We start from the raw sequence: 24,095 nt of genomic DNA, 5'->3' as shown, positions 1-24,095 counted from the left end.
CGCCCCGCTGTCGCGCGTAGAATCGTCGCCATACTCTTTCCTGCGAGGTCACATTATGAGCAACATTCTGATTATCAACGGTGCGAAAAAATTTGCGCACTCCAACGGCCAGCTGAATGACACCCTGACCGAGGTCGCGGACGGGTTCCTGCGCGACGCCGGGCATGATGTTAAGGTCGTGCGCACCGACGGCGAGTACGATATCAAGGCCGAAGTGCAGAACTTCCTGTGGGCTGACGTGGTGATCTGGCAGATGCCGGGCTGGTGGATGGGCGCGCCGTGGACCATTAAAAAGTACATGGACGATGTCTTTACCGAAGGTCACGGCTCGCTGTACGCCAGCGATGGCCGCACCCGCTCAGACGCCTCAAAAAAATACGGTTCAGGCGGCCTGATTCAGGGTAAAAAATACATGCTCTCCCTGACCTGGAACGCCCCAATGGACGCCTTCACCGACGAAGACCAGTTCTTCCACGGCGTGGGTGTTGACGGTGTTTATCTGCCGTTCCACAAAGCGAACCAGTTCCTGGGCATGGAAGCACTGCCGACCTTTATCACCAACGACGTGATCAAAATGCCGGACGTGCCGCGCTATATCGCAGAATACCGCAAGCATCTGACGGAAATTTTTGCTTAACTGGAAGCTGGAATCATAAGGAGTGGACCATGCTTACCGTAATTGCTGAAATCCGTACCCGTCCTGGCCAACATCACCGTCAGGCGGTGCTGGATCAGTTTGCTAAAATTATCCCGGCCGTTTTAGACGAAGCGGGCTGCCACGGCTACGCGCCGATGGTAGACACTGCCGCAGGCGTCAGCTTCCAGACCACCGCCCCGGACTCAATCATCATGGTTGAGCAGTGGGAAACCGTGGCCCATCTGGAAGCCCACCTGCAAACCCCGCACATGAAAGCGTGGAGCGAAGCGGTGAAAGGGGATGTTCTGGAAACCCATATCCGTATTCTGGAGCAAGGGGTTTAAGTTTTGTGGTAACGCCGGGCAGCACTGCGTTTGCCCGGCCTACTTTTAAGCTCACCTGCTATGCTTATAGTCTTACGTGTTTGCTAACCGGAGGACGAAATGGGTATTTTCAGCTTCGTAAAAGAGGCAGGTGAAAAACTGTGGGACAACCTGACGGACCACAAAGGGCAAAGCGATAAAGTCGCAGACCATCTTAAAAAACTCAATATACCGGGTGCCGATAAGGTGCAGGTCAATGTGACCGACGGTAAAGCCAGCGTCACCGGCGACGGGCTGACGCAGGAACAAAAAGAGAAAATCCAGATTGCCGTGGGGAATATCGTGGGCGTCAGCGAGGTGGAAAACAATATCACCGCCAGTGACACCAGCGGCGAAGCCACTTACTACACGGTGAAATCCGGCGATACCCTCAGCGCCATCTCTAAAACCGTGTATGGCGATGCCTCGCAGTACAACAAAATCTTTGAAGCTAACCGGCCTATGCTCTCGAGCCCCGATAAAATTTATCCCGGGCAGACGCTGCGTATTCCGAAAGCCTGACCGTTGCGGCCCTCTCCTCGCAAAGAGGGCCGTTCTGTTTACCAGTACAGCTTCCAGCTCTGAGTACAACGCACCAGTGCTTCGACGTAGAAGTAATCCCCCCAGCTCGCGCATTCATCCACGCCTTTATTGCTGGCCAGATGGTAAACCGAGTGCTTCAGCACGCCGTTACCTTTCTCCGTTTTGCCCATCAGATAGTGCTTCGTCAACGAGGACATAATGCCCTGCGCCCACGCCTGATAACGCTCTCTGTCCGGATCGGTGACCGGCAGCTGTTTTACAAGCTCCAGCAGGCCACACACCGCAATCGCCGCCGACGATGAATCGCGCAGCGCGTCGGTACCCACCAGCGCCAGATCCCAGTGGCAGACGTAATCTTCCGGCAGACGGTTGAGGAAGTAATTCGCCAGCCGTTTCGACAGGTCGATCATCGTTTTGTCGCCGGTATAGATGTAGCTCAGCAGGAAGCCATAAATCCCCCACGCCTGGCCGCGTGACCAGCAGGAGTCATCCGCATAGCCCTGCTGAGTGTTGCCGTAGCGCGGCGCGCCGGTTTTCACATCCATATAGTAAGTGTGGAACGTTGAAGCGTCTTCGCGAATCAGATATTGCGCTGCCTGCATCACGTGGGCCTGCGCCGCATCGGCAAAGCGCGGATCGCCGGTCTGCTCGGTCGCCCAGTACAGCAGGGGGAGGTTCATGTTGCAGTCGATGATCATTCGTCCGGCCTGCTCGGGATCGCTCAGATCCCCCCACGCCTGGATGATCTTCGCCTTCTCATGGAAGCGTTCAAGTAGCGCTTCAGCCGCCAGCAGCGAGAAGCCGCGCGCCTCGCGGTCGCCGGTCAGTCGCCAGGCTGCCACGCAGGAGAGCGTGTACAAAAAGCCGAGATCGTGAGTATTGGTGTCATGACGACTGGCGATGCGCACGCCAAACGAGCGGGTGTGCTTCTCCGCCATCGCGCGGAATTTCTCGTCGCCGCTCATCTCCCACGCCAGCCACAGCTGGCCGGTCCAGAAGCTGGTGGTCCACTCGACATTTTCGGTCAGCGGATAGTAACCGTCCTGACAGGTTTCGGCCGGGAACTGCTCACCGAACTCGGTTAAATGACGGCTAATCAGCTCGAGGATATGGCTGCGCGCCGAACGTAATTCGTCGTTGAACGCACAAGCCTCGACCGGCACGGGAATATCAGTCAGCGGCTCCAGGGCGATATGATTTAACATTTTTCGGTTCCTTCTTTGACGGCAAAAATTAATGTGATGACGGTTGCTCTGACACGTTCAGCGCCCGGGTGCCGCGCCATTTGCTCTGACAGGCCGACAGCGTAAAGGCAGATATAACCGTAAAGGTCAGCGCCGTTGCGCCCATGATGATATAGGTCTGCTCAAAACCGATGCGGTCATACAGATAACCCGCCGGGGAGGAGACCACCACGTTGCCGACATACAGCATCGCCTGATAGCCCAGCAAATACATGGTGGCGTTAACCCGTTTATCGAAATGCTCGGCGATATATTTAAATACCGACACCAGCAGCAGACAGATTTCCAGACCGTACAGCGGTTTCAGCACCGAAATTAACAGATGGGAATCGCACATCCCGGAAATAATCAGTCGCGCACCGACCACCAGCCCAACAATTAATAACCCGCGCTTGGCACCAATAAAATTGACGAACAGCGGGATCACCATATACATCACGAATTCCATTCCGGACTGGACGGTACCCAGATAGCCAAATACCGCATTGCCCTGATGAATATCGTCGAAGAAGGTGACGAAATAGCGGGAGAACTGCTGCTCGGCGATAAACATCATCCACGCCACGCCCGCCACATACAGGCAGAAGGCCCAGAACTTGCGGCTGCGCAGCAGGGCATAGACATCTGACGGGGCGATTTTCTCTTTGGTCAGCACCTCGTCGGCATGAACGGAGTTAGTGTTCACTTTCAGGCTCAACAGGACGATAAGCATAATGACCGAAGCCACGCTGCCCATAATAAAGTTGTACGACGGTGAGAGGTTAAACAGCAGACCCGAGAACGAGGACGCCACCGCCCAGCCCAGCGATCCCCACATGCGGATCTGGCCAAACTCCATGCCGTTAAGCCGGCTGAAACGGTCGGAATAGGATTCGCACGCCGCCACGCCCGCATACCAGGCAAAGCTTAAATAGAGTGCGCCGATAATAATCCCCAGCAGGGTGTTGGACATTAACAGCGGCTGGTAAACGTAGATAAAGAACGGTGCCATCAGGGCCGACATCGCCACCACGAAATAGAGCAGATATTTGCTCATACCGATCTTATCCAGAATATAACCGTAGATCGGTTTCAGGATCACCGAGAAGATGCCGTTTACCGCAAATACAGTGCCAATCACCGAGCCGCTGAGATTTGCTTTTTGTCCAAGCCAGATGGCCAACAGGCCAATACTGGCGGACCAGGTAAAGAAATAGAGAAAAATAAAACTGCTGATTTTGTAATATTCAGTTTTGTTACTCATACCATCCTCGCCAACATTCAGGTTCAGGGCTTATAAAAAGAACGACAGCTGACGTTCGCTTCCAGGCAGAGAAATAACGGCCTGGGTATTATTGATTTCCAACTGTGGGCTCACCGCCGCTTTATTAGCCTGTCCGGACGCCATCACCGCGCAGCACAGCCAGCTCTCCCCTTGCGCAAGGGTGGTGGTGAGCACCGGTATCGAGGCACATTGAGCAAACATTATGCTGCTGTTCGGCGGGGTGACGATGCTGTCAGGCTCGCGGGCAATGGCGGGCGAGAGATCGACAATCGCGCTGCTGCCGTTAGTGGCATGCAGCCAGCTGCCGCGCCCCTGCATGTGATGCTCGGTTTTCATCACCGCAAAACCCCCCTCAACCGTTTGCAAGGTGCGGGCACTGTTAATGCGGTGCAGGCGAAGATGCCACTCGCCGAACGGCACCAGCCAGGTATCGACCATCACGTCCTGCCACGGGGACCAGCGCGAGAAGATGTAGTTTTCGTCCACCCGCACCTGCTCGCATTCACGGCGTCCGCGGAAGTAGTTATCGCCATCCGCCAGCAGCAGCATCGAGTCGCAGGCGGCGTGTTTTATGCCAAAACGCCCACGCTCAATGGTGAAGCCAAAGCGGCTGGAGTAGGCAAATTTGGTGTATTTCGCCTCGGTGTTGACGTAGTTGTTCAGCTCCAGCTGTCCGGCGGTGAGCATCTGAACATCGTCGGCCTGCATCAGGATCTGTTGGGCGTGCGGTATCACGCGCGTTTCGGCAAGCGCTGGCAGCGGTTGTTCTTCCGCCTGCCAGAACGGATGCGCATCCGGCAGCGCAAGGATCAGATAGGTTTTCAGCGCCCAGTACGGCGAGCCGGGCGAGTTGTAGTCCTCACACATCGCCAGATTCGGGTAGGCAAAGCCGAGGGTTAAAATCCCGTCGCGATCGGTAATCGGCTGCTGCTGCCACCAGCGCAGATGGCGGAGGATCACCCCTTTTACGATCCCCGGGGTGAAGACATCCAGCCCGGAAAAAGCCACCGCGCTCCAGAAGGCGACCATTGCAAAGCGATAGGTCAGGCTGCGGCCAAACGGCACCGAGGCACCGTCGGCAGCAGACAGGTAAATAAAGTCTTCGGCGAACTGGCGTGAACGCTGGCGCAGTATTTCAGCGCGCGCCTCATCGCCGCTCAGGGTGGCGTAGATCAGTCCGTAGAAGTGAAACGCCATTGAGATGTAATAATCTTTCGGGCGACCCACGCCGTCGGAGTACCAGCCCTCCCCCAGGTAGTAGGCATCCATCATAGCGAAGCGACGATCGATGGCCTGCTGGTCGTAGGGCAAACCGGCGCGCTTAAAGCCGAGCTGCACCATGATGGCGAAGTAGTTCCAGTTGCTGTCCGGCATTTGCGCATCGGTGATTTGGTTCAGCCATGCGTACAGGTTGGCCAGTTCACGCTCGGTAAAGTGCGCCGTGAGCCTGTCCTGCAGCAGGGTCAGCCCCAGGCCATAGGCCGCCATCTCCACCAGCCGCTGATCGTAAGGCTGAGTGTCGCCCCAGTAGCCCGGGCTTTGCGGGTCAGTACCGATTTTGATTGCCGCGATGTATTTGTCGCTGAACGGGGTGCTGTCACCCGCGGCCATCAGCGGGAACAGGCCCCACAGCACCCGGGACAATCCTTCCATCTGCGCCACGTCGGTGCCGTAGTGGGCGCAGGTCTCCCCCAGCGAAAAGCGTGAGCTGCCCGCCGGAAACTGCTTGTCTACCGCCGCCAGCATCGTGTTCAGGGCCGTCACCAGATCCTGACGGGTAGACAACGGATTTGATTTTTCTTTCTGTGCCGCCAACATGCGCTCGTCCTCGTAATCAACTGCGGCAAAGAATAGTTAATCAGCAAGGGGCAGAAATGTTAGCCCGGTCACACCCGCGAGAGATGCATGAACCCGCAGTTGAGGAAATTTAAAAAGGTGGTTTATAAAGGGCGAGGGAAAGGGAAAAGTTGAGTTTTATTGCACTATGCGCCACACGCCAACTGCGGAACATCTTGAGCTTATCACGCTGAATGACACCCTCGTGTCGTTCAGTCGTCTGTTCGCCAACACCGTGCGCTATCACCACTGGCACCAGTGTCTGGAAATCCTGTATGTCGAAGAGGGCTTTGGCATCGCGATTGTCGATAACCGCCACTACACCATGCGCCCTGGGCGGCTATTTTTCTTCCCACCCTTTACCCTGCACAAGGTGATGGTCGATCCGCAAGCCGAAGCCAGCTACCGCCGCACCATTATTCACCTCGACCAGCACGCGGTGCTGAAAGCACTGCGCGATTTCCCTCAGACCCAGCAGCGGCTGCAGAAGCTGTCTCAGCGCGGGGGAGAAGCGTGGGTAGCGGATATGGCCCACTGCCATAGCCATCTCGATCACCTGTTCAGCTGCTATCAACCGCCGATGAACAGTGAACAGGTGGCCGGGCTGCTGATCGGCCTGTTCGCCATGCTGCCGCACGACGATAAGGGGCAAACCGGGAACAGTCAGGGGATTGCCAGCCAGGTCATGTTCTGGCTTGATGAGCACTATCGGCAGAAATTCAGCCTCGACGCGCTGGCGGGCGAAATGGGGAAATCCCGCAGCTACGTGTCGCGCAAGTTCCATGCGGAAACGGGCGAAAAAATTCACGATTACCTGAACACGCTACGGCTGCGCAAAGCCTGCGAAAGCTTGCTGCACTCTGACGCGAGCGTGCGCGACATCGCCGCGCGGGTTGGATTTTCGGATGTAACGTACTTTATTAGCGCCTTTAAAAAGGGCATCGGCGAGACCCCGCTACAGTACCGGAAGAGTCACCTAAGTACTCTTCTTCCCCGGCTTTAGGCCACGATGAAATTCGTTGATGCGCTTAATAGATTTAATGCTGCGCTGCGGCGTGGTGGAGGCCACCGACAGCACGATCATCTCCAGGCACAGCAGCACGGTTCCGTGCAGTGGGATTTTGCCTTTCTCGCCACCGCGCGGCACGTGGATCACCACGTTGGCCTCTTTGCTGAAGCGGGAATCCAGCGCGTTGGTCAGCAGTATGGTCGGAATGCCCAGCCGTTTCGCCTCGCGCAGCGTCGTTTGCCCCTCACGATGGGCGGATTTCTGCGCCATCATCACCAGCACGTCGCCGCGCTGTAGCGCGATAAGCTGCTCTGCCAGTCCAATCCCGGTGCGGTTGAGCGGCGTGGCGGGCAGCCCCATGCGGCTGAACATGCGGGCGGTGTATTCCGCCAGAACCCCCGACGCGCCAATACCAAAAATAGCCACCTGGCGCGCCTCACTCAGCAGCGCCACCGCCTGCGCCATCGCGTAACGATTGCCCGGCTCGGACAACACCTCGCAGGTGTGCTGATGGCCTTCCAGCACAAAGTCGATGCTGGAATTGACGTCGCTGGTCAGAATATTGACCGTGGTGGAGATCTTTTCGCTGGAGCTTACCGTCGGGCCAAACCAGTGCTCCAGCGTCTGCTTCAGATCCCGCAGGCCGGCAAACCCGAGCGCCTGGATGGCCCGCACCACGGTGGCATCAGAGGTTTTAAGCTGCGCGGCAATTTCCATCGCCGTTTGCTCCATCACCGCTTCGCGGTTCTCATTGATGTAAGTGGCGACCTGATTCAGGCGCGGCGTCAGCTGGTGGGCGCGGGCGCGAAAGCGATCGCCATACACGTCCACGCGCGATTTGTCTTTGCGGATCATTTCGCCTCCGGCAGCGGACGGCCCGCGATCTGCGATTGCACCTGCGCCGCCATTAAGCCCAGTGACGCGAAGGAGTTGGAGATCGCCTCTTCACGCGAGATCAGCACGTAGCGCCCGGTGCGGCAGGCGTTGAGGAACTGGCACCAGCCGGGCATCACTGCCTCCATCGCCGCCAGCTCGTCCTGCGGCTTGCCGCCGGTATCCCCGCGCCAGGTGGCGAAGACAAAATCGGCGTCCAGCTCCGGCAGGCGCTCGGCGCTAACATCGATACGCCCGCCGTCCGGAATGCTGTCGATCAGCGGCGGGAAGGTGAATCCCGCGTCACGCAGCACCCGGCCCAGCGAGTGGTAGCTGTGCATGGCGGTAATTTTTCCCTGGTTGGCCTGAATGACGGAAACAGAGATCTTGCTGGTATCGAGGGTGGCCTTCAGCGCTTTGATCTGTTCCTCGTAGCGGCGTTGCAAAATGCTCAGTCGCGCCTGGGTGCCGGTCAACTGCGCCAGCTTGCGATAGATTTCCGGCGCGCCGCCGTCCAGGTGATCGATACTGACCGTCGGGGCGATACGCGCCAGTTGTTCCACCGGCGTGTTGCGGGTCGGCTCGGTGATAATGAGATCCGGCTTTGCAGCGGTAATGGCTTCAATATCGATATCCGCCGTGCCAATAAACTGGATATCGGAATTATCAAAGTCGACCCCGGTCAGCATTCCGCTGGATCGAATAAAATGGCTGCCGTCCGGGCGCGTGCGTCCGTGGCTGGCGATGGGCGGAACGCCCAGCTCAATCAGCGGAATGGTGATGTCGAGATCGTGCAGCGACACGATGCGTTTCGGGTGGGCGGGCACCTCCACCGCGCGGCCTAAATCATCGGTAAAAGTCTGAACAGGTTGTGCCGCGCTGACGGAAAATCCCGCCAGAAGCAGCATCGATAACAGTATGCGCATCGCGCTTTCCCCTTCTAAAAGCGATCCCGACGCTGCCAGAGCAGCACCAGGAAAAACGGCCCGCCAATCAGCGAGACAATAATGCCCGCGGGTAGCTGCAGCGGCAGAAACGCCAGCCGCCCGAGATTATCCGCCAGTACAACCAACAGCGCGCCCAGCGTCGCACTGCCTGCAAGCAGCGTGGCCTGGCCGCCGCGCAGTAAAAAACGCGCCATGTGCGGGGCGATCAGCCCGACAAATCCGATGCTGCCCACGCAGGATACGCAGGCAGCGGTCAATAACACCGGAGCGATGACCTGCAGCAGCGCCAGCCTGGCGGTGCGCACGCCCAGCCCGGTGGCGGCCTGGTTGCCCAGCAGCGCCACATCTGCCGCGCGGGCGGTGAACAGCAGCAGCGCAAAGGCGGGAAGCGCCCAACCAGCAGCCACGCCGACCAGCGTCCAGTTGGCGGCATGCAGGCTTCCGGCCAGCCACAGCAGTGCGGTCTGGACATCGCGCACGTCGGCAGTGGTCATAAAGACCCCGATGCCCGCTGCAAACGCCCACGACACGCCGATGCCCACCAGAATAAAGCGCGGACGGGAGATATCCCGGGCCAGCAGAACCACCAGCAGCGCCGTTAGCAAACCGCCCAACATCCCGATAACCGGACGCCAGACCACGTCCAGCGCCGGGAACTGAAAAATCAGCACTAACACCGCCACGCTGCAGCCTTCTTTCACGCCAATCAGACCCGGATCGGCCAGGCCGTTGCGGGTGATGGACTGCATGGACGCGCCCGCCACCCCCAGCATCGCGCCACACAGCAGCGCCATCAGCAGGCGCGGCAGCCGAATATCTTCAACGATATAGCGTGCGTCAACGCTCAGCGCATCCGGGTAAAACAGCCCGCGCGCTATCGCCGACGTAGGGATCGGCATCGACCCCTGAGTCAGGCCGTACAGCATCATGCCCAGCACCAGCAGGACCAATAGTGCCAGCAAAAGCAGCGCCTTAGGGCGAACCACGGCAGAAAAGCGGCCAAGGCGCAGCGGACGCAAGCCCGCGCGCAGGATGGCCCGGCTCATTTAAAGATCCTCGTCGCCATAATGATAAACACCGGGGCACCCACCAGCGCGGTTACCACCCCGGTCGCCAGCTCATGCGGCGCAAACAGCGTCCGGGCGGCGATATCAGCCAGCAGGAGAACAAGCGCTCCGCAGCAGGCCGAAAGCGGCACCATCACCCGTAAATCGACCGACACCAGACGGCGGATAATCTGCGGCACCACCAGGCCAATAAAGCCAATCGGCCCGGCAACCGACACCGCCGCCCCGCAAAGCAGTGCAATCGCCAGCAACGCTAAAATACGCGTGCGCAGCAGAGAAACACCCAGGCCCTGCGCCATGCGATCGCCCAGCGCCAGCATGTTGAGCGACGGTGCCAGCCCGATGGCAAGCGTTAAGCCGATGGCTGCCACCCAGGCGGCGATGCGGTTTGTCTCCCAGCTCAGCCCCGCCAGATCGCCCGCCAGCCAGGTGCGCATCGCCAGCAGGGTTTGTTCATCAAGGATCAGCACCGCAGCGGTAATTGACGAGGCAAATGCCGACAGCGCGACGCCGCAAAGGGTGACTTTCATCGGCGTCAGCCCGCTTCGTCCGGCAGACGACAGGCCGAATACCAGCAAAAACAGCGCACCGGCCCCGAGCGCGGCAATCAGCGGACGACCAACAGGCAGCGTCAGCCCCAGCGCGCTGGTCATCACTACCGCCAGGGCCGCACCGGCGTTGAGGCCCAAAATATGCGGCTCGCCAAGAGGATTGCGGATCACCGCCTGCAACAGCACGCCCGCCACGCCAAGCGCGGCCCCGATCGTCAGGGCGGCAGTCAGGCGCAGCAGGCGCAGATTGATAATCACGTTATGGTCAAAGCTGCGCGGATCGAACGCGATAAAGGCCTGCACCACGGTTTGCGGAGGAATAAAACGCGCACCAATACCAGCATGGACAATCGCACCCACCAGCAGCAGGCCGATGAATACGGCAGACGCCAGGCTGGTGCGCATCATGACTTTCCGCTACGTCGAAACGGCAGAAAAAACGGTTTACCGGTTAGCGGATTGACTGACATGTGGACGTCAACGTCGAACACCGCGCCGATCAGTTCAGGCGTACAAACATCGTCTTCATTGAGCACGCCCTGCACTTTCCCCTCGCGTAAAAAGACCAGCGTATCGCCGTAGTTCACCGCAAAGTTGAGATCGTGTAACACCACAACCACGGTGCGCCCATGGTGGCGGGTTAAATCGTGCAGGAGCTCGAGGATTTCAACCTGATAGCGAAGGTCGAGGAAGGTGGTCGGTTCATCGAGCAGGATATAGGGAGTTTGTTGCGCCAGCGCCATTGCAATCCAGCAGCGCTGGCGTTGACCGCCTGAGAGGCTTTCGACAGGGAGATGAGCATAATCGAGCGTGCCGGTTAAGCGCAGCGCCTCTTCCACCGCCTGTTCATCGGCATCGGTCCACTGGCGCATAAAGTTTTGCCACGGAAATCGCCCGCGTGCGACCAGCTCAAAAACCGTCAGCCCTTCAGGCAGCAGCGGCGACTGCGGCAAAATGCCGAGCTGACGCGAAACCGCTTTAGTGGGCTGGTGATGAATGGCTTTGCCATCGAGCAGCACTGTACCGCCCATCGGCTGTAGCAGACGCGCAATCGTGCTGAGCAGCGTGGATTTTCCGCAGCCATTCGCCCCCACCAGCACGGTCATTTTCCCGGACGGAATGGTGAGGGAAATCCCCTCGATGATGATTTTTTTCTGATAGCCAGCAGAGAGGTTTTCGAGCACCAGCCCCTGCTCTGTCGCGTTTTGAGCCACGTGTGTGCCAACTTAATCCAGTTACAGACAAATAAAAATAAAACTCATTCTCATGCAATTTTGCCGCTGGGCCATGTAGTAGTCAAGGGGATAAACACCCTGATAAAAGCAGGGGTAAACATCACTACACCGCCCAGGATAAATATTAATTATTGATTAATTTTCAATTAGTTAACCAGGGAGAAATTCATGAGCATTGCGGACGTTCTGGCTGTAGCTGATTTTTGCTTTTTTCCATTTACTACTACATACCCTCATGATTGAATGATTCTCAATTACATACCCGCACCCACTCAGGCGAACGGGTAGCGCTGTACGGGCAATGACACACCAGCTTCACCCGCGAGCATTCGCAGGGTATTTCGGGATAATGATTAAATGCTTAAGTTCACACCTTCCTTCTCTGGGGTAAAAGGGCGCGCGCTCTTTTCACTGCTGTTTATCGCGCCCCTGGCGCAGTCAGCAGAAAAAACAACGACAAAAGACGGCGAGACGTTAACCGTTATCGCCACACCCGACGCCAGGACCGAGGCCACAAACGGCTATCAGCCGCTGAATACCGCCACCGCCACGCTGACCACCATGCCAATGCTGGATATTCCGCAGGTGGTGAATACGGTGAGCGACGAGGTGCTGGAAGATCAGCATGCCACCACGCTCGACGAGGCGCTGTATAACGTCAGCAACGTGGTGCAAACCAATACGCTGGGCGGCACGCAGGATGCGTTCGTGCGCCGGGGTTTTGGCGCGAACCGCGACGGCTCAATCATGACTAACGGGTTGCGTACCGTGCTGCCACGCAGCTTTAACGCCGCAACCGAGCGCGTGGAAGTGCTGAAAGGCCCGGCGTCCACGCTGTACGGGATCCTCGATCCAGGCGGTCTGATCAACGTGGTCACCAAACGCCCGGAAAAAACATTCGGCGGGTCTCTTTCTGCGACGTCCACCAGCTTTGGGGGCGGCACCGGGCAGCTGGATGTCACCGGTCCGATTGACGGTACGCGGCTGGCATATCGCTTGACCGGTGAATACCAGGATGAAGATTACTGGCGCAGCTTCGGCAAAGAGCGCAGCACCTTTATCGCCCCCTCGCTGACCTGGTTCGGCGACGATGCGACCGTGACGGTGCTCTATTCCCATCGCGATTATCAGGCCCCGTTCGATCGCGGAACGATCTTCGATCTCACCACCAAAAAGCCGGTCACTGTCGATCGTAAAACCCGTTTTGACGAGCCGTTTAACATTACCGACGGCGAGTCGGATCTGGCGCAGCTGAACGCGGAATACCGTCTGAACAGCCAGTGGACCGCCAAATTCGACTATAGCTTTAGCCAGGACAAATATACGGATAATCAGGCCCGCGTGATGGCCTATGATTCTGTCACCGGTAATCTGACGCGCCGCGTGGATGCCACCCAGGGCTCGACCCAGCGCATGCACTCTACCCGCGCAGATCTGCAGGGGAATATTGATATCGCCGGGTTCTACAATGAGATCCTGACCGGCATCTCCTATGAGAATTACGATCTGCTGCGCACGGATATGATCCGCTGTAAGAACGTGAAAGGGTTCAATATCTATAACCCGTCCTACGGCGATCTCGGTAAATGTACGACCGTGTCTGCTGCCGACAGCGACCAGACTATTCAGCAGGAAAGCTACTCTGCATATGTGCAGGATGCACTGTATCTGACGGATAAATGGATTGCGGTCACCGGGATCCGCTATCAGTCGTATACCCAGTATGCGGGCAAGGGTCGCCCGTTTAACGTCAATACCGACAGCCGCGACGACCAGTGGACGCCGAAAGTCGGCCTGGTGTACAAAGTCACCCCTGCGATGTCGCTGTTCGCCAACTATTCGCAAACGTTTATGCCGCAATCGTCCATTGCCAGCTATATCGGCAATCTGCCGCCTGAAACGTCAAATGCTTACGAAGTGGGCGCTAAGTTTGACCTGTTCGACGGTGTAACCGCCAATATCGCCCTGTTTGATATCCACAAACGCAACGTGCTGTATACCGAGAGCATTGGCGACGAAACCTATGCCAAAACCGCCGGCCGCGTACGGTCGCGGGGCGTAGAAATAGACGTGGCAGGTTCGTTGACCGAGAACACCAACCTTATCGCCAGCTATGGCTACACGGATGCTAAAGTCGAGGAAGATCCGGATTACGCAGGCAAACCGCTGCCCAACGTTCCGCGCCATACCGGCTCGCTGTTCCTGACCTACGATATTCAGAATGTGTATGCCGGGAATACGCTGACGCTTGGCGGTGGCGGGCACGGAGTGAACCGTCGCTCAGCCACCAACGGCGCGGACTATTATCTGCCGGGCTACTTTGTCGCGGACGCCTTTGCGGCTTATAAGATGAAGTGGCAATACCCGGTAACGCTGCAGGTGAACGTGAAGAATCTGTTTGATAAGACCTACTACACGTCGTCGATTGGCACCAATAACCTGGGCAACCAGATTGGCGATCCGCGCGAAGTGCAGTTTACGGTGAAGATGGATTTCTGATATCAGTGCGGGGTTTCCCCTCACCCCTATCGGGCGAGGGAGAAATGACAGCGCCGGGCAGTCCCCTCTCCCCTATGGGGAGAGGGTTAGGGTGAGGGGCATCAGCCTTCGATGTCCGCCAGGTCACCCTTCTCCTGCAACCAGTTGCGGCGGTCTTCCGAACGCTTCTTAGCCAGCAGCATATCCATCATCGCGTTGGTCTGCTGCTCGTCTTCATCGCTGATGGTCAGCTGTACCAGACGACGGGTGTTCGGATCGAGCGTGGTTTCGCGCAGTTGCAGCGGGTTCATCTCGCCCAACCCTTTAAAGCGCTGCACGTTCGGTTTGCCCTTCTTACGCTTAAGCTGATCCAGCACGCCGGCTTTCTCTTCTTCCGTCAGAGCGTAATAGACCTCTTTGCCGAGATCGATACGGTATAACGGCGGCAGCGCCACGTGAACATGGCCGTTCTTCACCAGCGCGCGGAAGTGCTTCACGAACAGCGCGCACAGCAGAGTGGCAATGTGCAGACCATCAGAGTCCGCATCCGCCAGAATACAGATCTTACCGTAGCGCAGCTGGCTCAGATCGTCACTGTCCGGATCCATACCGATCGCCACGGAAATGTCGTGCACCTCCTGCGAGGCCAGCACTTCATCGGAAGAGACTTCCCAGGTATTAAGGATCTTGCCCTTCAGCGGCATGATCGCCTGATATTCGCGATCGCGCGCCTGCTTGGCAGAACCGCCCGCCGAGTCTCCTTCGACCAGAAACAGCTCGGTACGATTCAGATCCTGCGCGGTGCAGTCCGCCAGCTTGCCCGGCAGCGCCGGACCGCTGGTGAGCTTTTTACGTACCACTTTCTTCGCCGCACGCATTCGGCGCTGGGCGCTGGAGATCGCCAGTTCCGCCAGCATTTCGGCAGTCTGAATATTCTGGTTCAGCCACAGGCTAAAGGCATCTTTCACCACGCCAGAGACGAATGCCGCACACTGACGTGAAGAGAGACGCTCTTTAGTCTGCCCGGCAAACTGCGGATCCTGCATCTTGACCGACAGCACGTAGGCGCAGCGATCCCAGATATCTTCCGCCGACAGCTTTACGCCGCGCGGCAGGATATTGCGGTATTCGCAGAACTCGCGCATCGCATCCAGCAGACCCTGACGCAGACCGTTAACGTGAGTACCGCCCTGCATGGTCGGGATCAGGTTAACGTAGCTTTCGGTCAGCAGCTCGCCGCCTTCTGGCAGCCACAGCAGCGCCCAGTCCACCGCTTCCGTATCACCCGAAAAGTTACCGACAAACGGTTTTTCCGGTAGGGTTGGCAGGCCGTTTACCGCTTCGCACAGATAATCGGTGAGACCATCCTGATAGCACCAGCGCTGCTCGCTGTTGTTGACCTCATCCTTAAAGGTGATTTCAACCCCAGGGCACAGTACGGCTTTGGCTTTCAGAATGTGCGTTAAGCGCGAGACAGAGAAACGTGGGCTATCAAAGAAGCTTTCATCCGGCCAGAAGTGGACGCTGGTGCCGGTATTGCGTTTCCCGCAGGTGCCGATGACCTGCAACTCTTGTACTTTGTCGCCGTTCTCAAACGCAATATTGTGCACCTGGCCGTCGCGGCGCACGGTGACTTCAACACGTTTTGACAGGGCGTTCACCACGGAGATACCGACCCCGTGCAAGCCACCCGAGAACTGGTAATTTTTGTTGGAGAACTTGCCGCCCGCGTGCAGACGACAGAGGATCAGCTCAACCGCCGGGACACCCTCTTCCGGGTGGATATCGACGGGCATGCCGCGACCGTCGTCGATGACTTCCAGCGACTGATCGGCATGCAGGATCACGTCAATGCGTTTGGCATGGCCCGCCAGCGCTTCGTCCACGCTGTTATCAATAACTTCCTGGCCCAGATGGTTTGGGCGCGTGGTATCGGTATACATCCCCGGACGGCGGCGAACCGGCTCAAGCCCGGTGAGTACCTCAATGGCATCAGCGTTATAGGTTTGCGTCATGATTTAAACTAGCAATTCGCAGCGATTGTCAGAGGCTTTGCAGTCCAAGAAAATCGACAATCTGGGTGAAATGATCCTCAAAGCCCGTGAAAGCATGGTTCCCGCCTTCTTCTATAGTCTGGCGGCAGGAGGCGTAATACGCCACTGCCTGGCGGTAATCCAGCACTTCATCACCCGTCTGTTGTAGCAGCCAGAGGAGATCGGGCGCTTCAAGCGGGTCTACCTGCATAACTTTGAGGTCGTAAATATGGCGAGACTCTAGCACATATTGCTGTCCGGTGTAGGGGTTCTCGTTGTGGCCAAGATAGCCGACCAGCAGCTCAAAAGGCCGCACCGCCGGGTTCACCACCACCGCTGGCACCATAAAGCACTGAGACAGCCAGGTGGCGTAGTAACCTCCGAGCGATGAGCCCACCACGCCGAACGGCTCGCCGCCGTGGGCCAGCACAATCGACTCCAGCATCTCGGCAGCCTCGGCCGGGTACGGCGGCAGCTGCGGGACGATCATCTCGATATGCGGATGATGAACGGTCAGCCATTGACGGAACAGCGTCGCTTTTGCGGAACGCGGGGAGCTGTTAAAACCATGCAGATAGAGGAGCGCAGACATCAGTATCCTTCTGAGGCGGTATCCGGGCGGAACTGCGCGCTTTGCAGGCGGCAGACCTCGGTCGTCAACGAGCCATCAGCATGCAGTTCCAGCCAGCGCCAGCCCGGCGCAACGGTATCTAACGTGAAGTTGGCGCAGTGCGGTTTAAACTGCACGCAGGTGGATGGCGTGGCCAGCAGGCGGCGCCCGTTCCAGTTGAGATCCTGTTCCTGGTGAATGTGTCCGCAGAGCAAGTTGTTGACCCGTGGGAACTTCATCAGCACGCGATCCAGGGCCGCGGAGTTGCGCAGGCTGTGCTGATCGAGCCAGCTGCATCCCGCCGGCAGCGGATGATGATGCAGTAATAACAGGGTGTGACGTTCCGGCTCGGCCAGCAGTTTGTTTTCGAGCCATTCGAGCTGAAACTCGCTCAGCTCGCCGTGCGGCACGCCGAAAACCTGGCTGTCGAGCAGCAGGATTTGCCAGTTGTCGCCTGGGTAAATTCGTTTTGCAGGTGAGATCCCCGCATCCTGCAGCGCGCTGTACATCGCGGGCTGGAAATCGTGATTACCCGGTAACCAGACGCAGGGAACGTTAAAGCTCGCGATACCTTCAGCAAAATGCTGATACGCCGCGGCCGTTTGATCCTGCGCCAAATCGCCCGTGGCGACAATCAGGTCACATTCGCGCTGCTGTGCATGAATGGCGTTCAGAACAGCGTGATAGCTCTCCCAGGTATTCACTCCCAACAGGGTTTCATGCTTTTTGGCAAACAGGTGAGTATCGGTAATTTGTAATACCCTGACTGGCGCCCCACCAGCAACAGTCAGGTTCAACAGGCTTTCCAAATGGTGTCCTTAGGTAGGTTTCACGACGCTAACAAACCGGAATCGCCATCGCTCCATGTGCAAAACAGTATCTTAACCAATCGGCCAGAAACTGATTAATTTGATGCTTTTCGTCACGTTGATGCAACTTTTTATTTGGGTAATCATACCGCGCTTTGAAGCGGAAGATCTGCTGGCTTGAACACACTTCAGCCACCATCGCGTCATGATAAAGACGGACCGTCATCGACGGCAGGCTCCAGTAGCTGATCGCGGGCACCGTTTGATCGATTTCAACCAGCGTAGTGTAACGGGTCGATTCGACGATCGTTAACCGATACTGCGCGTTGCTCACCTGATAGCTCACTGTTTCGCCGGGCGCGTCGGTGCGCGGCAGCAATCGGCGCAGCTGGGCGAAATTGGTTTCGCACAGGCGCATCATTTCAGGGAAGTCAGGTGTATAACGCTTCATTTTGTCCACTCGAGTCTTAAGTCTTGATAATGCAGCTGTAGCCATTGCAATGCGATGACAGAGGCTGCGTTGTCGATTTTCCCCTCTTCTACCCATTGATAAGCCTGCTCCCGACTTACCACATGAACACGAATATCTTCGTTTTCATCAGCCAGACCGTGAATACCTTGCGCGGTCGTAGCGTCCACTTCCCCCACCAGAACCGACAGACGTTCGCTGGTTCCTCCGGGGCTTGCCAGATAGTTCGAAATCGGTTTTGTGCGTCCAACCACAAGCCCGGCTTCTTCCATCGCCTCACGACGGGCGACATCATCGGGGGTTTCACCCGCTTCGACCATCCCGGCGACCATCTCCAGCAGCCAGGGGCTGGCGCTGGTATCCAGCGCGGCAATCCGAATCTGCTCTACCAGTACCACTTCGTCACGCACTGGGTCAAAGGGTAGCAACACTGCAGCGTGCCCGCGCTCAAAAATTTCGCGCTTCACTTCGCCGCTCATTTCACCGTTAAATAGACGGTGGCGAAAACGGTATAGCTCCAGTGAAAAAAAACCGCTGTACAGCGTTTCCCGTGCAATAATTTCTACATCGTTTTTTGTGAAAGTCACTGGCATGTTTTCTGGTTTATCCACCTTGGCCTCCCGGTACAAATGGTGACATTAATGTCAAATTCAATTCTGCTAAACTGCGGTTTCTACTACAGTATGGTAAATTGGTGCAAGTTACCGCCGGATGGCACGGAACGCCAACCTTTTGCAGTGGCGAAGTCTGCTAGAATCGGGTAAATAAATTTTAATTAGATCAGCGCTAACAAAGCTTCACAACAAGGAAAGCAAATGAAGAAATTGCTCCCCATCCTCATCGGCCTGAGCCTGACGGGTTTCAGTGCGTTGAGCCAGGCAGAAGACCTGATGCAGGTATATAAACAGGCACGTCAGAGCAACCCGGAACTGCGTAAGTCCGCTGCCGATCGTGATTCTGCATTTGAAAAGATTAACGAAGCACGTAGCCCATTATTACCACAGCTGGGTTTAGGTGCCGATTATACCTATAACAATGGTTACCGTGATGCGAACGGCGTCGACTCCAACGTCACCAGTGGTTCACTACAGTTAACCCAAACGCTGTTCGATATGTCGAAATGGCGTCAGCTGACCCTGCAGGAAAAAGCGGCCGGTATTCAGGATGTGACCTTCCAGACTGACCAGCAAACGCTGATCCTCAATACGGCAACTGCCTATTTTAAAGTGCTGAACGCGATCGATACCCTGACCTATACCGAATCGCAGAAACAGGCAATTTACCGTCAGTTAGATCAAACCACTCAGCGTTTTAACGTGGGTCTGGTTGCCATTACCGACGTCCAGAACGCCCGTTCACAATACGACAGCGTGCTGGCGAATGAAGTGACTGCCCGTAACGATCTGGATAACGCGCTCGAAGAGCTGCGCCAGGTCACCGGCACCTACTACCCGCAGCTGGCCTCGCTGAACGTTGACAGCTTCAAAACCGACAAGCCGCAGGCGGTGAATGCCCTGCTGAAAGAAGCTGAAAACCGTAACCTCAGCCTGCTGCAGGCGCGTCTGAGCCAGGATCTTGCCCGTGAGCAAATCCGTCAAGCTCAGGACGGCCACATGCCAACCCTGAGCCTGAGCGCATCAACGGGTGTATCGAACACCAGCTATAGCGGTTCCAGAACGGGCAACGGTCAGTATAACGACAGCGATGTCGGTCAGAACAAAGTGGGCCTGAACTTCTCCCTGCCACTGTACCAGGGCGGCCAGGTCACCTCTCAGGTCAAACAGGCGCAGTACAACTTTGTTGGCGCCAGCGAGCAGCTTGAAAGCGCGCATCGCAGCGTTGTGCAGACCGTGCGTTCATCCTTCAACAACGTGAACGCCTCTGTCAGCAGCATCAACGCTTACAAACAGGCCGTGGTTTCTGCTCAGAGCTCCCTGGATGCAATGGAAGCAGGTTACTCCGTCGGTACGCGTACCATCGTTGACGTGTTGAACGCTACGACCACGCTGTACAACGCGAAGCAACAGCTCTCTAACGCCCGTTACACCTACCTGATTAACCAACTGAACATTAAGTCTGCGCTGGGTACGCTTAACGAGCAGGATCTGCTGGCGCTTAACGGCGCACTGGGTAAACCGATCTCCACCGCGCCAGACGCCGTGGCACCGGAAACCCCACAGCAGAACGCGTCAGCGGACGGTTACCCGGCTACCGCCGCAGTCCGTAACTGATGTCACAACCCGGTCTGGTTTCGCCAGACCGGGTTGAATCGACAAAAAAACGTAAGCCAACGTAAATATCCCCCTGTTTTGCCCCCATCGCTTCAATTTCGACCACCTATCCTCTATTCTGAGCGTAATTTTCTACGTTCTACCACTGGGTCCTGGAAGACAAAAATGAAACGGACAAAAACGATTAATCACGCTTCGTTCCGCAAAAGCTGGAACGCGCGTCACCTCACTCCTGTTGCGCTGGCATTCACTGCCGTCTTTATGCTGGCAGGCTGTGAACAAAGCGACGAAACAGTTTCGCTCTATCAGAATGCCGATGACTGTTCTGCCGCCACCGGTAAAAGCGCGGAATGTACCACGGCTTACAACAACGCCATGAAGGAAGCGGAACGTACCGCGCCGAAATACGCCAGCCGTGAAGACTGCGTGGCAGAGTTCGGCGAAGGCCAGTGCCAGCAGGCACCAGCCCCGGCTCAGGCCGGTACCGCGCCGGAAAACCAGGCGCAGGCGCAATCTAGCGGCAGCTTCTGGATGCCACTGATGGCCGGTTACATGATGGGCCGCATGATGGGCGGCGGCGCGGGCTATAAGCAGCAGCCGTTGTTCAGTTCTAAAAACCCATCCAGCCCGGCTTACGGTCAGTACACTGATGCTGGCGGCAAAGGCTACGGCGCTGCCCAGCCAGGCCGCACCATGAACGTCCCGAAAACGGCGATGGCGCCAAAACCGGCCACCACCAGCACCGTCACCCGCGGCGGGTTTGGCGACTCTGTAGCTAAACAGAGCACCATGCAGCGCAGCGCGGCAGGCACCTCAACGCGCTCAATGGGCGGCTGATAATGGAACGAGTCAGTATTGTTGAGCGCCCGGACTGGCGCGAAAAAGCCACAGAATATGGTTTTAACTTCCACACCATGTACGGCGAGCCGTACTGGTGTGAAGATGCCTACTACAAGCTGACACTCGACCAGGTTGAAAAACTGGAAGAGGTGACGGCAGAACTGCACCAGATGTGCCTGAAAGTGGTTGAGAAAGTGATCGCCAGCGACGAGCTGATGGCCAAATTCCGCATCCCGAAACACACCTGGGGCTTTGTGCGTCACTCCTGGCAAACCCAGCAGCCTTCGTTATATTCGCGCCTCGATCTGGCATGGGATGGCGTGGGCGATCCTAAGATGCTGGAAAATAACGCTGATACGCCAACCTCGTTGTATGAAGCAGCGTTCTTTCAGTACATCTGGCTGGAAGATCAGGTCGCGGCGGGCAACCTGCCGGAAGGCAGCGACCAGTTCAACAGCCTGCAGGAAAAGCTGATCGAGCGTTTCGCCGAGCTGCGTGAGCAGCACGGTTTTAATCTGCTGCATCTTGCCTGCTGCCGCGACACGGTTGAAGATCGTGGCACGGTACAGTATCTGCAGGATTGCGCGGCAGAAGCTGAAGTCGCGACTGAATTTTTGTATATCGAAGATATCGGTTTAGGCGAGCGCGGCCAGTTCACGGATACGCAGGATCAGGTCATCAGCAACCTGTTCAAGCTCTATCCGTGGGAATACATGCTGCGTGAGGTGTTCTCGACCAAACTGGAAGACGCGGGCGTACGCTGGCTGGAACCGGCCTGGAAGAGCATCATCTCTAACAAAGCGCTGCTGCCGATGCTGTGGGAAATGTTCCCGAACCATCCTAACCTGCTGGCCGCGTATTTCGCCGAAGACGATCATCCGCAGATGGATAAATACGTCATTAAGCCGATCTTCTCCCGTGAAGGGGCCAACGTTTCAATCATTGAAAACGGCAAAACCCTGGAAGCAGCCGAAGGTCCATACGGCGAAGAAGGCATGATCGTTCAGGAGTTTTATCCTCTGCCGAAGTTTGGCGACAGCTATGTGCTGATCGGCAGCTGGCTAATCAACGATCAGCCAGCCGGGATTGGCATTCGCGAAGATCGCGCGCTGATCACCCAGGATCTGTCCCGCTTCTATCCGCATATTTTTGTGGAATAGTATGCTGTGCCGGGTAGCGGCTTCGCCTACCCGGCACTGATTACCCCACCTGAACCGACAACATACTCAAGCTGCCCATCTCGATGCCGTCAACCGGCGTCGTAATCGGCTCCTGACCGTCCCACGCGCCCAGCACGTATAACAGCGGCAGGAAATGTTCTGCGGTTGGGTTGGAGAGCGAGCCGCCTTCGTGATCCAGATAGTTCACCAGCGGGTGTTCCTCTGTCGGCCCCTGCCAGTTCAGGTTCGCTTTCACATAGTCATTGAATGACGTCGCCCAAGGATACGGCGTGCTTTCGCCGTGCCAGCGGGCGGTGCGCAGGTTATGCACCACGTTGCCGCTTGCCACCAGCATAATGCCCTGATCACGCAGGGTGGCGAGCTTGCGGCCCATCTCTAAATGCCAGGCGGCCGGTTTGGTGCTGTCGATGCTGAGCTGTACCATCGGGATATCAGCATCCGGATACATTTTGATTAACACGCCCCAGGAGCCATGGTCGAAACCCCATGCCTCTTTATCCAGCGCGACGGGGATCGGTGCCAGCAGTTCAACCAGCTGCTGCGCCAGCGCCGGTGAGCCGGGTGCCGGATAGTGCGTGTCGTACAACGCCTGTGGGAAGCCGCCAAAGTCATGAATCGTTTTCGGGGTTTCCATCGCGGTTACACCCGTGCCACGGGTAAACCAGTGTGCCGACACCACCACGATTGCTTTCGGACGCGGCAACGTCTCTCCCAGATGACGCCAGGCGCGGGTGTAGACATTATCTTCCAGCACATTCATTGGGCTACCATGACCCAAAAACAGCGCTGGCATACGAGAAGAAGTCATGATGATATCCTTACACAAGATGTCGATTTGATTGCTTTACCTTACCTGCTATCTGGTTAAGATGAACTCAGATAACCATGATGAAGATCATCAGGAAATTTGAATGTAAGGGTTATGTAAAGGCGACTATACCCTCTCGCTTTGCGCGAGTTTAGCCCTTAATATTAATGAGAATCATTATCATAAGGAGAGGTGAATGTCAGTTCCTCTGACTCTGACTATTCTTGCCGGCGCCGCCACCTTTATTGGCGCGATACTCGGCGTGCTGGGCCAAAAGCCCTCTAACCGCCTGCTGGCGTTTTCCCTCGGCTTTGCCGCCGGTATTATGCTGCTCATCTCCCTGATGGAGATGCTGCCTGCAGCTCTCGGCACTGAAGGCATGTCGCCGGTGCTGGGCTACGGCATGTTCGTGGTCGGCCTGCTGGGCTACTTTGCGCTGGACAGAATGTTACCCCACGCGCATCCCCAGGATCTGATGCAAAAAGGGGCGCAGCCGTTACCCAATCTCAAGCGTACCGCGCTTCTTCTGACGCTGGGCATCAGCCTGCACAACTTCCCTGAAGGCGTCGCCACCTACGTGACGGCCAGCAATAATCTGGAGTTAGGGTTCGGTATTGCGCTGGCGGTGGCGCTGCACAATATTCCTGAAGGACTGGCGGTTGCGGGCCCGATTTATGCGGCCACCGGCTCAAAGCGTAAAGCTGTATTCTGGGCGGGGATATCCGGTATGGCGGAGATCCTCGGCGGGGTGCTGGCGTGGTTGATTCTGGGTAGCCTTGTTTCACCGGTGGTGATGGCAGCCATTATGGCGGCCGTGGCCGGAATTATGGTGGCGCTGTCGGTCGATGAACTGATGCCGTTGGCCAAAGAGATTGATCCCAATAACAACCCTAGCTACGGGGTGCTGTGCGGGATGTCGGTCATGGGGTTGAGTCTGGTTCTGCTCCAGACGGCAGGTATAGGATAAGCAGCAATGACTAAAAAGATAATAATATACAGACAGCAGAGCAATGCCATGATGCTGAGATAGTTAGGAAGGCGTGTGATATAGACCATACTACAGGAAAT

At 56.9% G+C, this 24,095-nt stretch carries 23 protein-coding genes; 9 read left to right on the top strand and 14 right to left on the bottom strand.

The genetic code is table 11. From position 1 onward, the window contains the following. Positions 1-55: 55 nt before the first annotated feature. The 3 genes from ACRDD5_RS12945 to lysM all read left to right on the top strand — a co-directional run bounded on the left by ACRDD5_RS12945 (position 56) and on the right by lysM (position 1,521). Complete coding sequence (locus tag ACRDD5_RS12945) at positions 56-637, top strand: NAD(P)H-dependent oxidoreductase (protein WP_271268156.1); 582 nt, start codon at positions 56-58, stop codon at positions 635-637. Positions 638-666: 29 nt separating this feature from the next. Then, positions 667-981, top strand: coding sequence for a putative quinol monooxygenase (locus ACRDD5_RS12940; protein ID WP_271268157.1), 315 nt, complete (start codon positions 667-669; stop codon positions 979-981). A gap of 99 nt (positions 982-1,080) precedes the next feature. After that, positions 1,081-1,521 carry a peptidoglycan-binding protein LysM gene (gene lysM, locus ACRDD5_RS12935; RefSeq protein ID WP_271284531.1) on the top strand — a complete coding sequence of 147 codons (441 nt, stop codon included), beginning with the start codon at positions 1,081-1,083 and terminating at the stop codon, positions 1,519-1,521. Between the two features lie 38 nt (positions 1,522-1,559). Here lysM and ACRDD5_RS12930 read toward each other — a convergent pair whose 3' ends face one another. The 3 genes from ACRDD5_RS12930 to ACRDD5_RS12920 are packed head-to-tail and all read right to left on the bottom strand — an operon-like array spanning position 1,560 to position 5,868. Then, positions 1,560-2,747, bottom strand: coding sequence for a glycoside hydrolase family 88 protein (locus ACRDD5_RS12930; protein WP_438676983.1), 1,188 nt, complete (start codon positions 2,745-2,747; stop codon positions 1,560-1,562). 28 nt (positions 2,748-2,775) lie between these two features. After that, a complete protein-coding gene (locus ACRDD5_RS12925; RefSeq protein WP_271284529.1) occupies positions 2,776-4,029 on the bottom strand; it encodes an oligosaccharide MFS transporter in 1,254 nt (417 codons plus the stop codon). A gap of 30 nt (positions 4,030-4,059) precedes the next feature. Next, positions 4,060-5,868, bottom strand: coding sequence for a DUF2264 domain-containing protein (locus tag ACRDD5_RS12920; RefSeq protein WP_438676982.1), 1,809 nt, complete (start codon positions 5,866-5,868; stop codon positions 4,060-4,062). Between the two features lie 166 nt (positions 5,869-6,034). Here ACRDD5_RS12920 and ACRDD5_RS12915 point away from each other — a divergent pair, with 166 nt between their 5' ends. Continuing rightward, positions 6,035-6,889: an AraC family transcriptional regulator gene (locus ACRDD5_RS12915; RefSeq protein ID WP_438676981.1), complete on the top strand. Its 855-nt coding sequence runs from the start codon at positions 6,035-6,037 to the stop codon at positions 6,887-6,889. Here ACRDD5_RS12915 and ACRDD5_RS12910 read toward each other — a convergent pair. From ACRDD5_RS12910 to ACRDD5_RS12890, 5 genes are read right to left on the bottom strand one after another with little or no spacing between them, the layout of a single operon-like run. Then, positions 6,863-7,750 (bottom strand): MurR/RpiR family transcriptional regulator, encoded by an 888-nt coding sequence (locus ACRDD5_RS12910; protein WP_438676980.1) that lies wholly within the window; start codon positions 7,748-7,750, stop codon positions 6,863-6,865. The genes ACRDD5_RS12915 and ACRDD5_RS12910 overlap by 27 nt on opposite strands. Further along, positions 7,747-8,694: an iron-siderophore ABC transporter substrate-binding protein gene (locus tag ACRDD5_RS12905; RefSeq protein ID WP_438676979.1), complete on the bottom strand. Its 948-nt coding sequence runs from the start codon at positions 8,692-8,694 to the stop codon at positions 7,747-7,749. Before ACRDD5_RS12905 ends, ACRDD5_RS12910 begins: the two co-directional genes overlap by 4 nt. A gap of 14 nt (positions 8,695-8,708) precedes the next feature. Then, complete coding sequence (locus ACRDD5_RS12900; RefSeq protein WP_438676978.1) at positions 8,709-9,761, bottom strand: FecCD family ABC transporter permease; 1,053 nt, start codon at positions 9,759-9,761, stop codon at positions 8,709-8,711. Continuing rightward, positions 9,758-10,741 carry a FecCD family ABC transporter permease gene (locus ACRDD5_RS12895; RefSeq protein ID WP_438676977.1) on the bottom strand — a complete coding sequence of 328 codons (984 nt, stop codon included), beginning with the start codon at positions 10,739-10,741 and terminating at the stop codon, positions 9,758-9,760. Before ACRDD5_RS12895 ends, ACRDD5_RS12900 begins: the two co-directional genes overlap by 4 nt. Then, on the bottom strand, positions 10,738-11,547 hold the full coding sequence (locus tag ACRDD5_RS12890; RefSeq protein ID WP_438676976.1) for an ABC transporter ATP-binding protein: 810 nt from the start codon (positions 11,545-11,547) through the stop codon (positions 10,738-10,740). The genes ACRDD5_RS12895 and ACRDD5_RS12890 overlap by 4 nt, the downstream gene beginning before the upstream one ends. Positions 11,548-11,925: 378 nt before the next feature. Between ACRDD5_RS12890 and ACRDD5_RS12885 the strand changes: the two genes are divergently transcribed. Next, positions 11,926-14,067 carry a TonB-dependent siderophore receptor gene (locus tag ACRDD5_RS12885; protein ID WP_438676975.1) on the top strand — a complete coding sequence of 714 codons (2,142 nt, stop codon included), beginning with the start codon at positions 11,926-11,928 and terminating at the stop codon, positions 14,065-14,067. A 101-nt stretch (positions 14,068-14,168) separates the two neighbouring features. Here the strand turns inward: ACRDD5_RS12885 and parE are convergent, their stop codons facing one another. Genes parE through nudF form a run of 5 tightly spaced genes read right to left on the bottom strand, consistent with a single transcriptional unit; the run spans position 14,169 to position 18,560 of the window. After that, entirely contained in the window at positions 14,169-16,061 is a 1,893-nt protein-coding gene (gene parE / locus ACRDD5_RS12880) for a DNA topoisomerase IV subunit B (protein WP_438676974.1), read from the bottom strand. Between the two features lie 28 nt (positions 16,062-16,089). Then, the gene (gene yqiA, locus ACRDD5_RS12875) at positions 16,090-16,671 is read right to left on the bottom strand and encodes an esterase YqiA (RefSeq protein ID WP_438676973.1); all 582 of its coding nucleotides are present in this window, start codon (positions 16,669-16,671) and stop codon (positions 16,090-16,092) included. Then, on the bottom strand, positions 16,671-17,498 hold the full coding sequence (gene cpdA, locus ACRDD5_RS12870; protein ID WP_271284520.1) for a 3',5'-cyclic-AMP phosphodiesterase: 828 nt from the start codon (positions 17,496-17,498) through the stop codon (positions 16,671-16,673). Before cpdA ends, yqiA begins: the two co-directional genes overlap by 1 nt. A gap of 28 nt (positions 17,499-17,526) precedes the next feature. Then, positions 17,527-17,949 carry a DUF1249 family protein gene (locus tag ACRDD5_RS12865; protein ID WP_271284519.1) on the bottom strand — a complete coding sequence of 141 codons (423 nt, stop codon included), beginning with the start codon at positions 17,947-17,949 and terminating at the stop codon, positions 17,527-17,529. Further along, entirely contained in the window at positions 17,946-18,560 is a 615-nt protein-coding gene (nudF, locus tag ACRDD5_RS12860) for an ADP-ribose diphosphatase (RefSeq protein WP_438677043.1), read from the bottom strand. Before nudF ends, ACRDD5_RS12865 begins: the two co-directional genes overlap by 4 nt. A gap of 222 nt (positions 18,561-18,782) precedes the next feature. On the opposite strand from nudF, the gene tolC reads away from it, so the two are divergent. The 3 genes from tolC to ACRDD5_RS12845 all read left to right on the top strand — a co-directional run bounded on the left by tolC (position 18,783) and on the right by ACRDD5_RS12845 (position 22,198). Further along, on the top strand, positions 18,783-20,198 hold the full coding sequence (gene tolC, locus ACRDD5_RS12855; protein WP_271284518.1) for an outer membrane channel protein TolC: 1,416 nt from the start codon (positions 18,783-18,785) through the stop codon (positions 20,196-20,198). Between the two features lie 165 nt (positions 20,199-20,363). Further along, a complete protein-coding gene (locus ACRDD5_RS12850) occupies positions 20,364-21,035 on the top strand; it encodes a DUF1190 family protein (protein WP_271284517.1) in 672 nt (223 codons plus the stop codon). Positions 21,036-21,037: 2 nt separating this feature from the next. Then, positions 21,038-22,198, top strand: coding sequence for a glutathionylspermidine synthase family protein (locus tag ACRDD5_RS12845; protein WP_438676972.1), 1,161 nt, complete (start codon positions 21,038-21,040; stop codon positions 22,196-22,198). A 40-nt stretch (positions 22,199-22,238) separates the two neighbouring features. On the opposite strand, the gene ygiD is transcribed toward ACRDD5_RS12845, so the two are convergent. Beyond that, complete coding sequence (gene ygiD, locus ACRDD5_RS12840) at positions 22,239-23,027, bottom strand: 4,5-DOPA dioxygenase extradiol (protein WP_271284515.1); 789 nt, start codon at positions 23,025-23,027, stop codon at positions 22,239-22,241. A 196-nt stretch (positions 23,028-23,223) separates the two neighbouring features. Between ygiD and zupT the strand changes: the two genes are divergently transcribed. Next, the gene (zupT, locus tag ACRDD5_RS12835) at positions 23,224-23,994 is read left to right on the top strand and encodes a zinc transporter ZupT (protein ID WP_271284514.1); all 771 of its coding nucleotides are present in this window, start codon (positions 23,224-23,226) and stop codon (positions 23,992-23,994) included. Positions 23,995-24,095: the final 101 nt, after the last annotated feature.

Origin of the sequence: Silvania sp. (assembly GCF_051656365.1) — a bacterium.
GTDB classification, from domain to species: Bacteria; Pseudomonadota; Gammaproteobacteria; order Enterobacterales; family Enterobacteriaceae; genus Enterobacter; species Enterobacter hatchlandensis.
Note: the sequence above shows the minus strand (reverse complement) of the source record. Positions and strands in the feature narration are given on the sequence as shown.

Bases quoted from the DNA above. Each gene is read 5' to 3' on its own strand.
- ACRDD5_RS12945 (WP_271268156.1), top strand. From the start codon at position 56: ATGAGCAACATTCTGATTATCAACGGTGCGAAAAAATTTGCGCACTCC.
- ACRDD5_RS12940 (WP_271268157.1), top strand. From the start codon at position 667: ATGCTTACCGTAATTGCTGAAATCCGTACCCGTCCTGGCCAACATCAC.
- lysM (WP_271284531.1), top strand. From the start codon at position 1,081: ATGGGTATTTTCAGCTTCGTAAAAGAGGCAGGTGAAAAACTGTGGGAC.
- ACRDD5_RS12930 (WP_438676983.1), bottom strand. From the start codon at position 2,747: ATGTTAAATCATATCGCCCTGGAGCCGCTGACTGATATTCCCGTGCCG.
- ACRDD5_RS12925 (WP_271284529.1), bottom strand. From the start codon at position 4,029: ATGAGTAACAAAACTGAATATTACAAAATCAGCAGTTTTATTTTTCTC.
- ACRDD5_RS12920 (WP_438676982.1), bottom strand. From the start codon at position 5,868: ATGTTGGCGGCACAGAAAGAAAAATCAAATCCGTTGTCTACCCGTCAG.
- ACRDD5_RS12915 (WP_438676981.1), top strand. From the start codon at position 6,035: ATGCGCCACACGCCAACTGCGGAACATCTTGAGCTTATCACGCTGAAT.
- ACRDD5_RS12910 (WP_438676980.1), bottom strand. From the start codon at position 7,750: ATGATCCGCAAAGACAAATCGCGCGTGGACGTGTATGGCGATCGCTTT.
- ACRDD5_RS12905 (WP_438676979.1), bottom strand. From the start codon at position 8,694: ATGCGCATACTGTTATCGATGCTGCTTCTGGCGGGATTTTCCGTCAGC.
- ACRDD5_RS12900 (WP_438676978.1), bottom strand. From the start codon at position 9,761: ATGAGCCGGGCCATCCTGCGCGCGGGCTTGCGTCCGCTGCGCCTTGGC.
- ACRDD5_RS12895 (WP_438676977.1), bottom strand. From the start codon at position 10,741: ATGATGCGCACCAGCCTGGCGTCTGCCGTATTCATCGGCCTGCTGCTG.
- ACRDD5_RS12885 (WP_438676975.1), top strand. From the start codon at position 11,926: ATGCTTAAGTTCACACCTTCCTTCTCTGGGGTAAAAGGGCGCGCGCTC.
- parE (WP_438676974.1), bottom strand. From the start codon at position 16,061: ATGACGCAAACCTATAACGCTGATGCCATTGAGGTACTCACCGGGCTT.
- yqiA (WP_438676973.1), bottom strand. From the start codon at position 16,671: ATGTCTGCGCTCCTCTATCTGCATGGTTTTAACAGCTCCCCGCGTTCC.
- ACRDD5_RS12865 (WP_271284519.1), bottom strand. From the start codon at position 17,949: ATGAAGCGTTATACACCTGACTTCCCTGAAATGATGCGCCTGTGCGAA.
- nudF (WP_438677043.1), bottom strand. From the start codon at position 18,560: ATGCCAGTGACTTTCACAAAAAACGATGTAGAAATTATTGCACGGGAA.
- tolC (WP_271284518.1), top strand. From the start codon at position 18,783: ATGAAGAAATTGCTCCCCATCCTCATCGGCCTGAGCCTGACGGGTTTC.
- ACRDD5_RS12850 (WP_271284517.1), top strand. From the start codon at position 20,364: ATGAAACGGACAAAAACGATTAATCACGCTTCGTTCCGCAAAAGCTGG.
- ACRDD5_RS12845 (WP_438676972.1), top strand. From the start codon at position 21,038: ATGGAACGAGTCAGTATTGTTGAGCGCCCGGACTGGCGCGAAAAAGCC.
- ygiD (WP_271284515.1), bottom strand. From the start codon at position 23,027: ATGACTTCTTCTCGTATGCCAGCGCTGTTTTTGGGTCATGGTAGCCCA.
- zupT (WP_271284514.1), top strand. From the start codon at position 23,224: ATGTCAGTTCCTCTGACTCTGACTATTCTTGCCGGCGCCGCCACCTTT.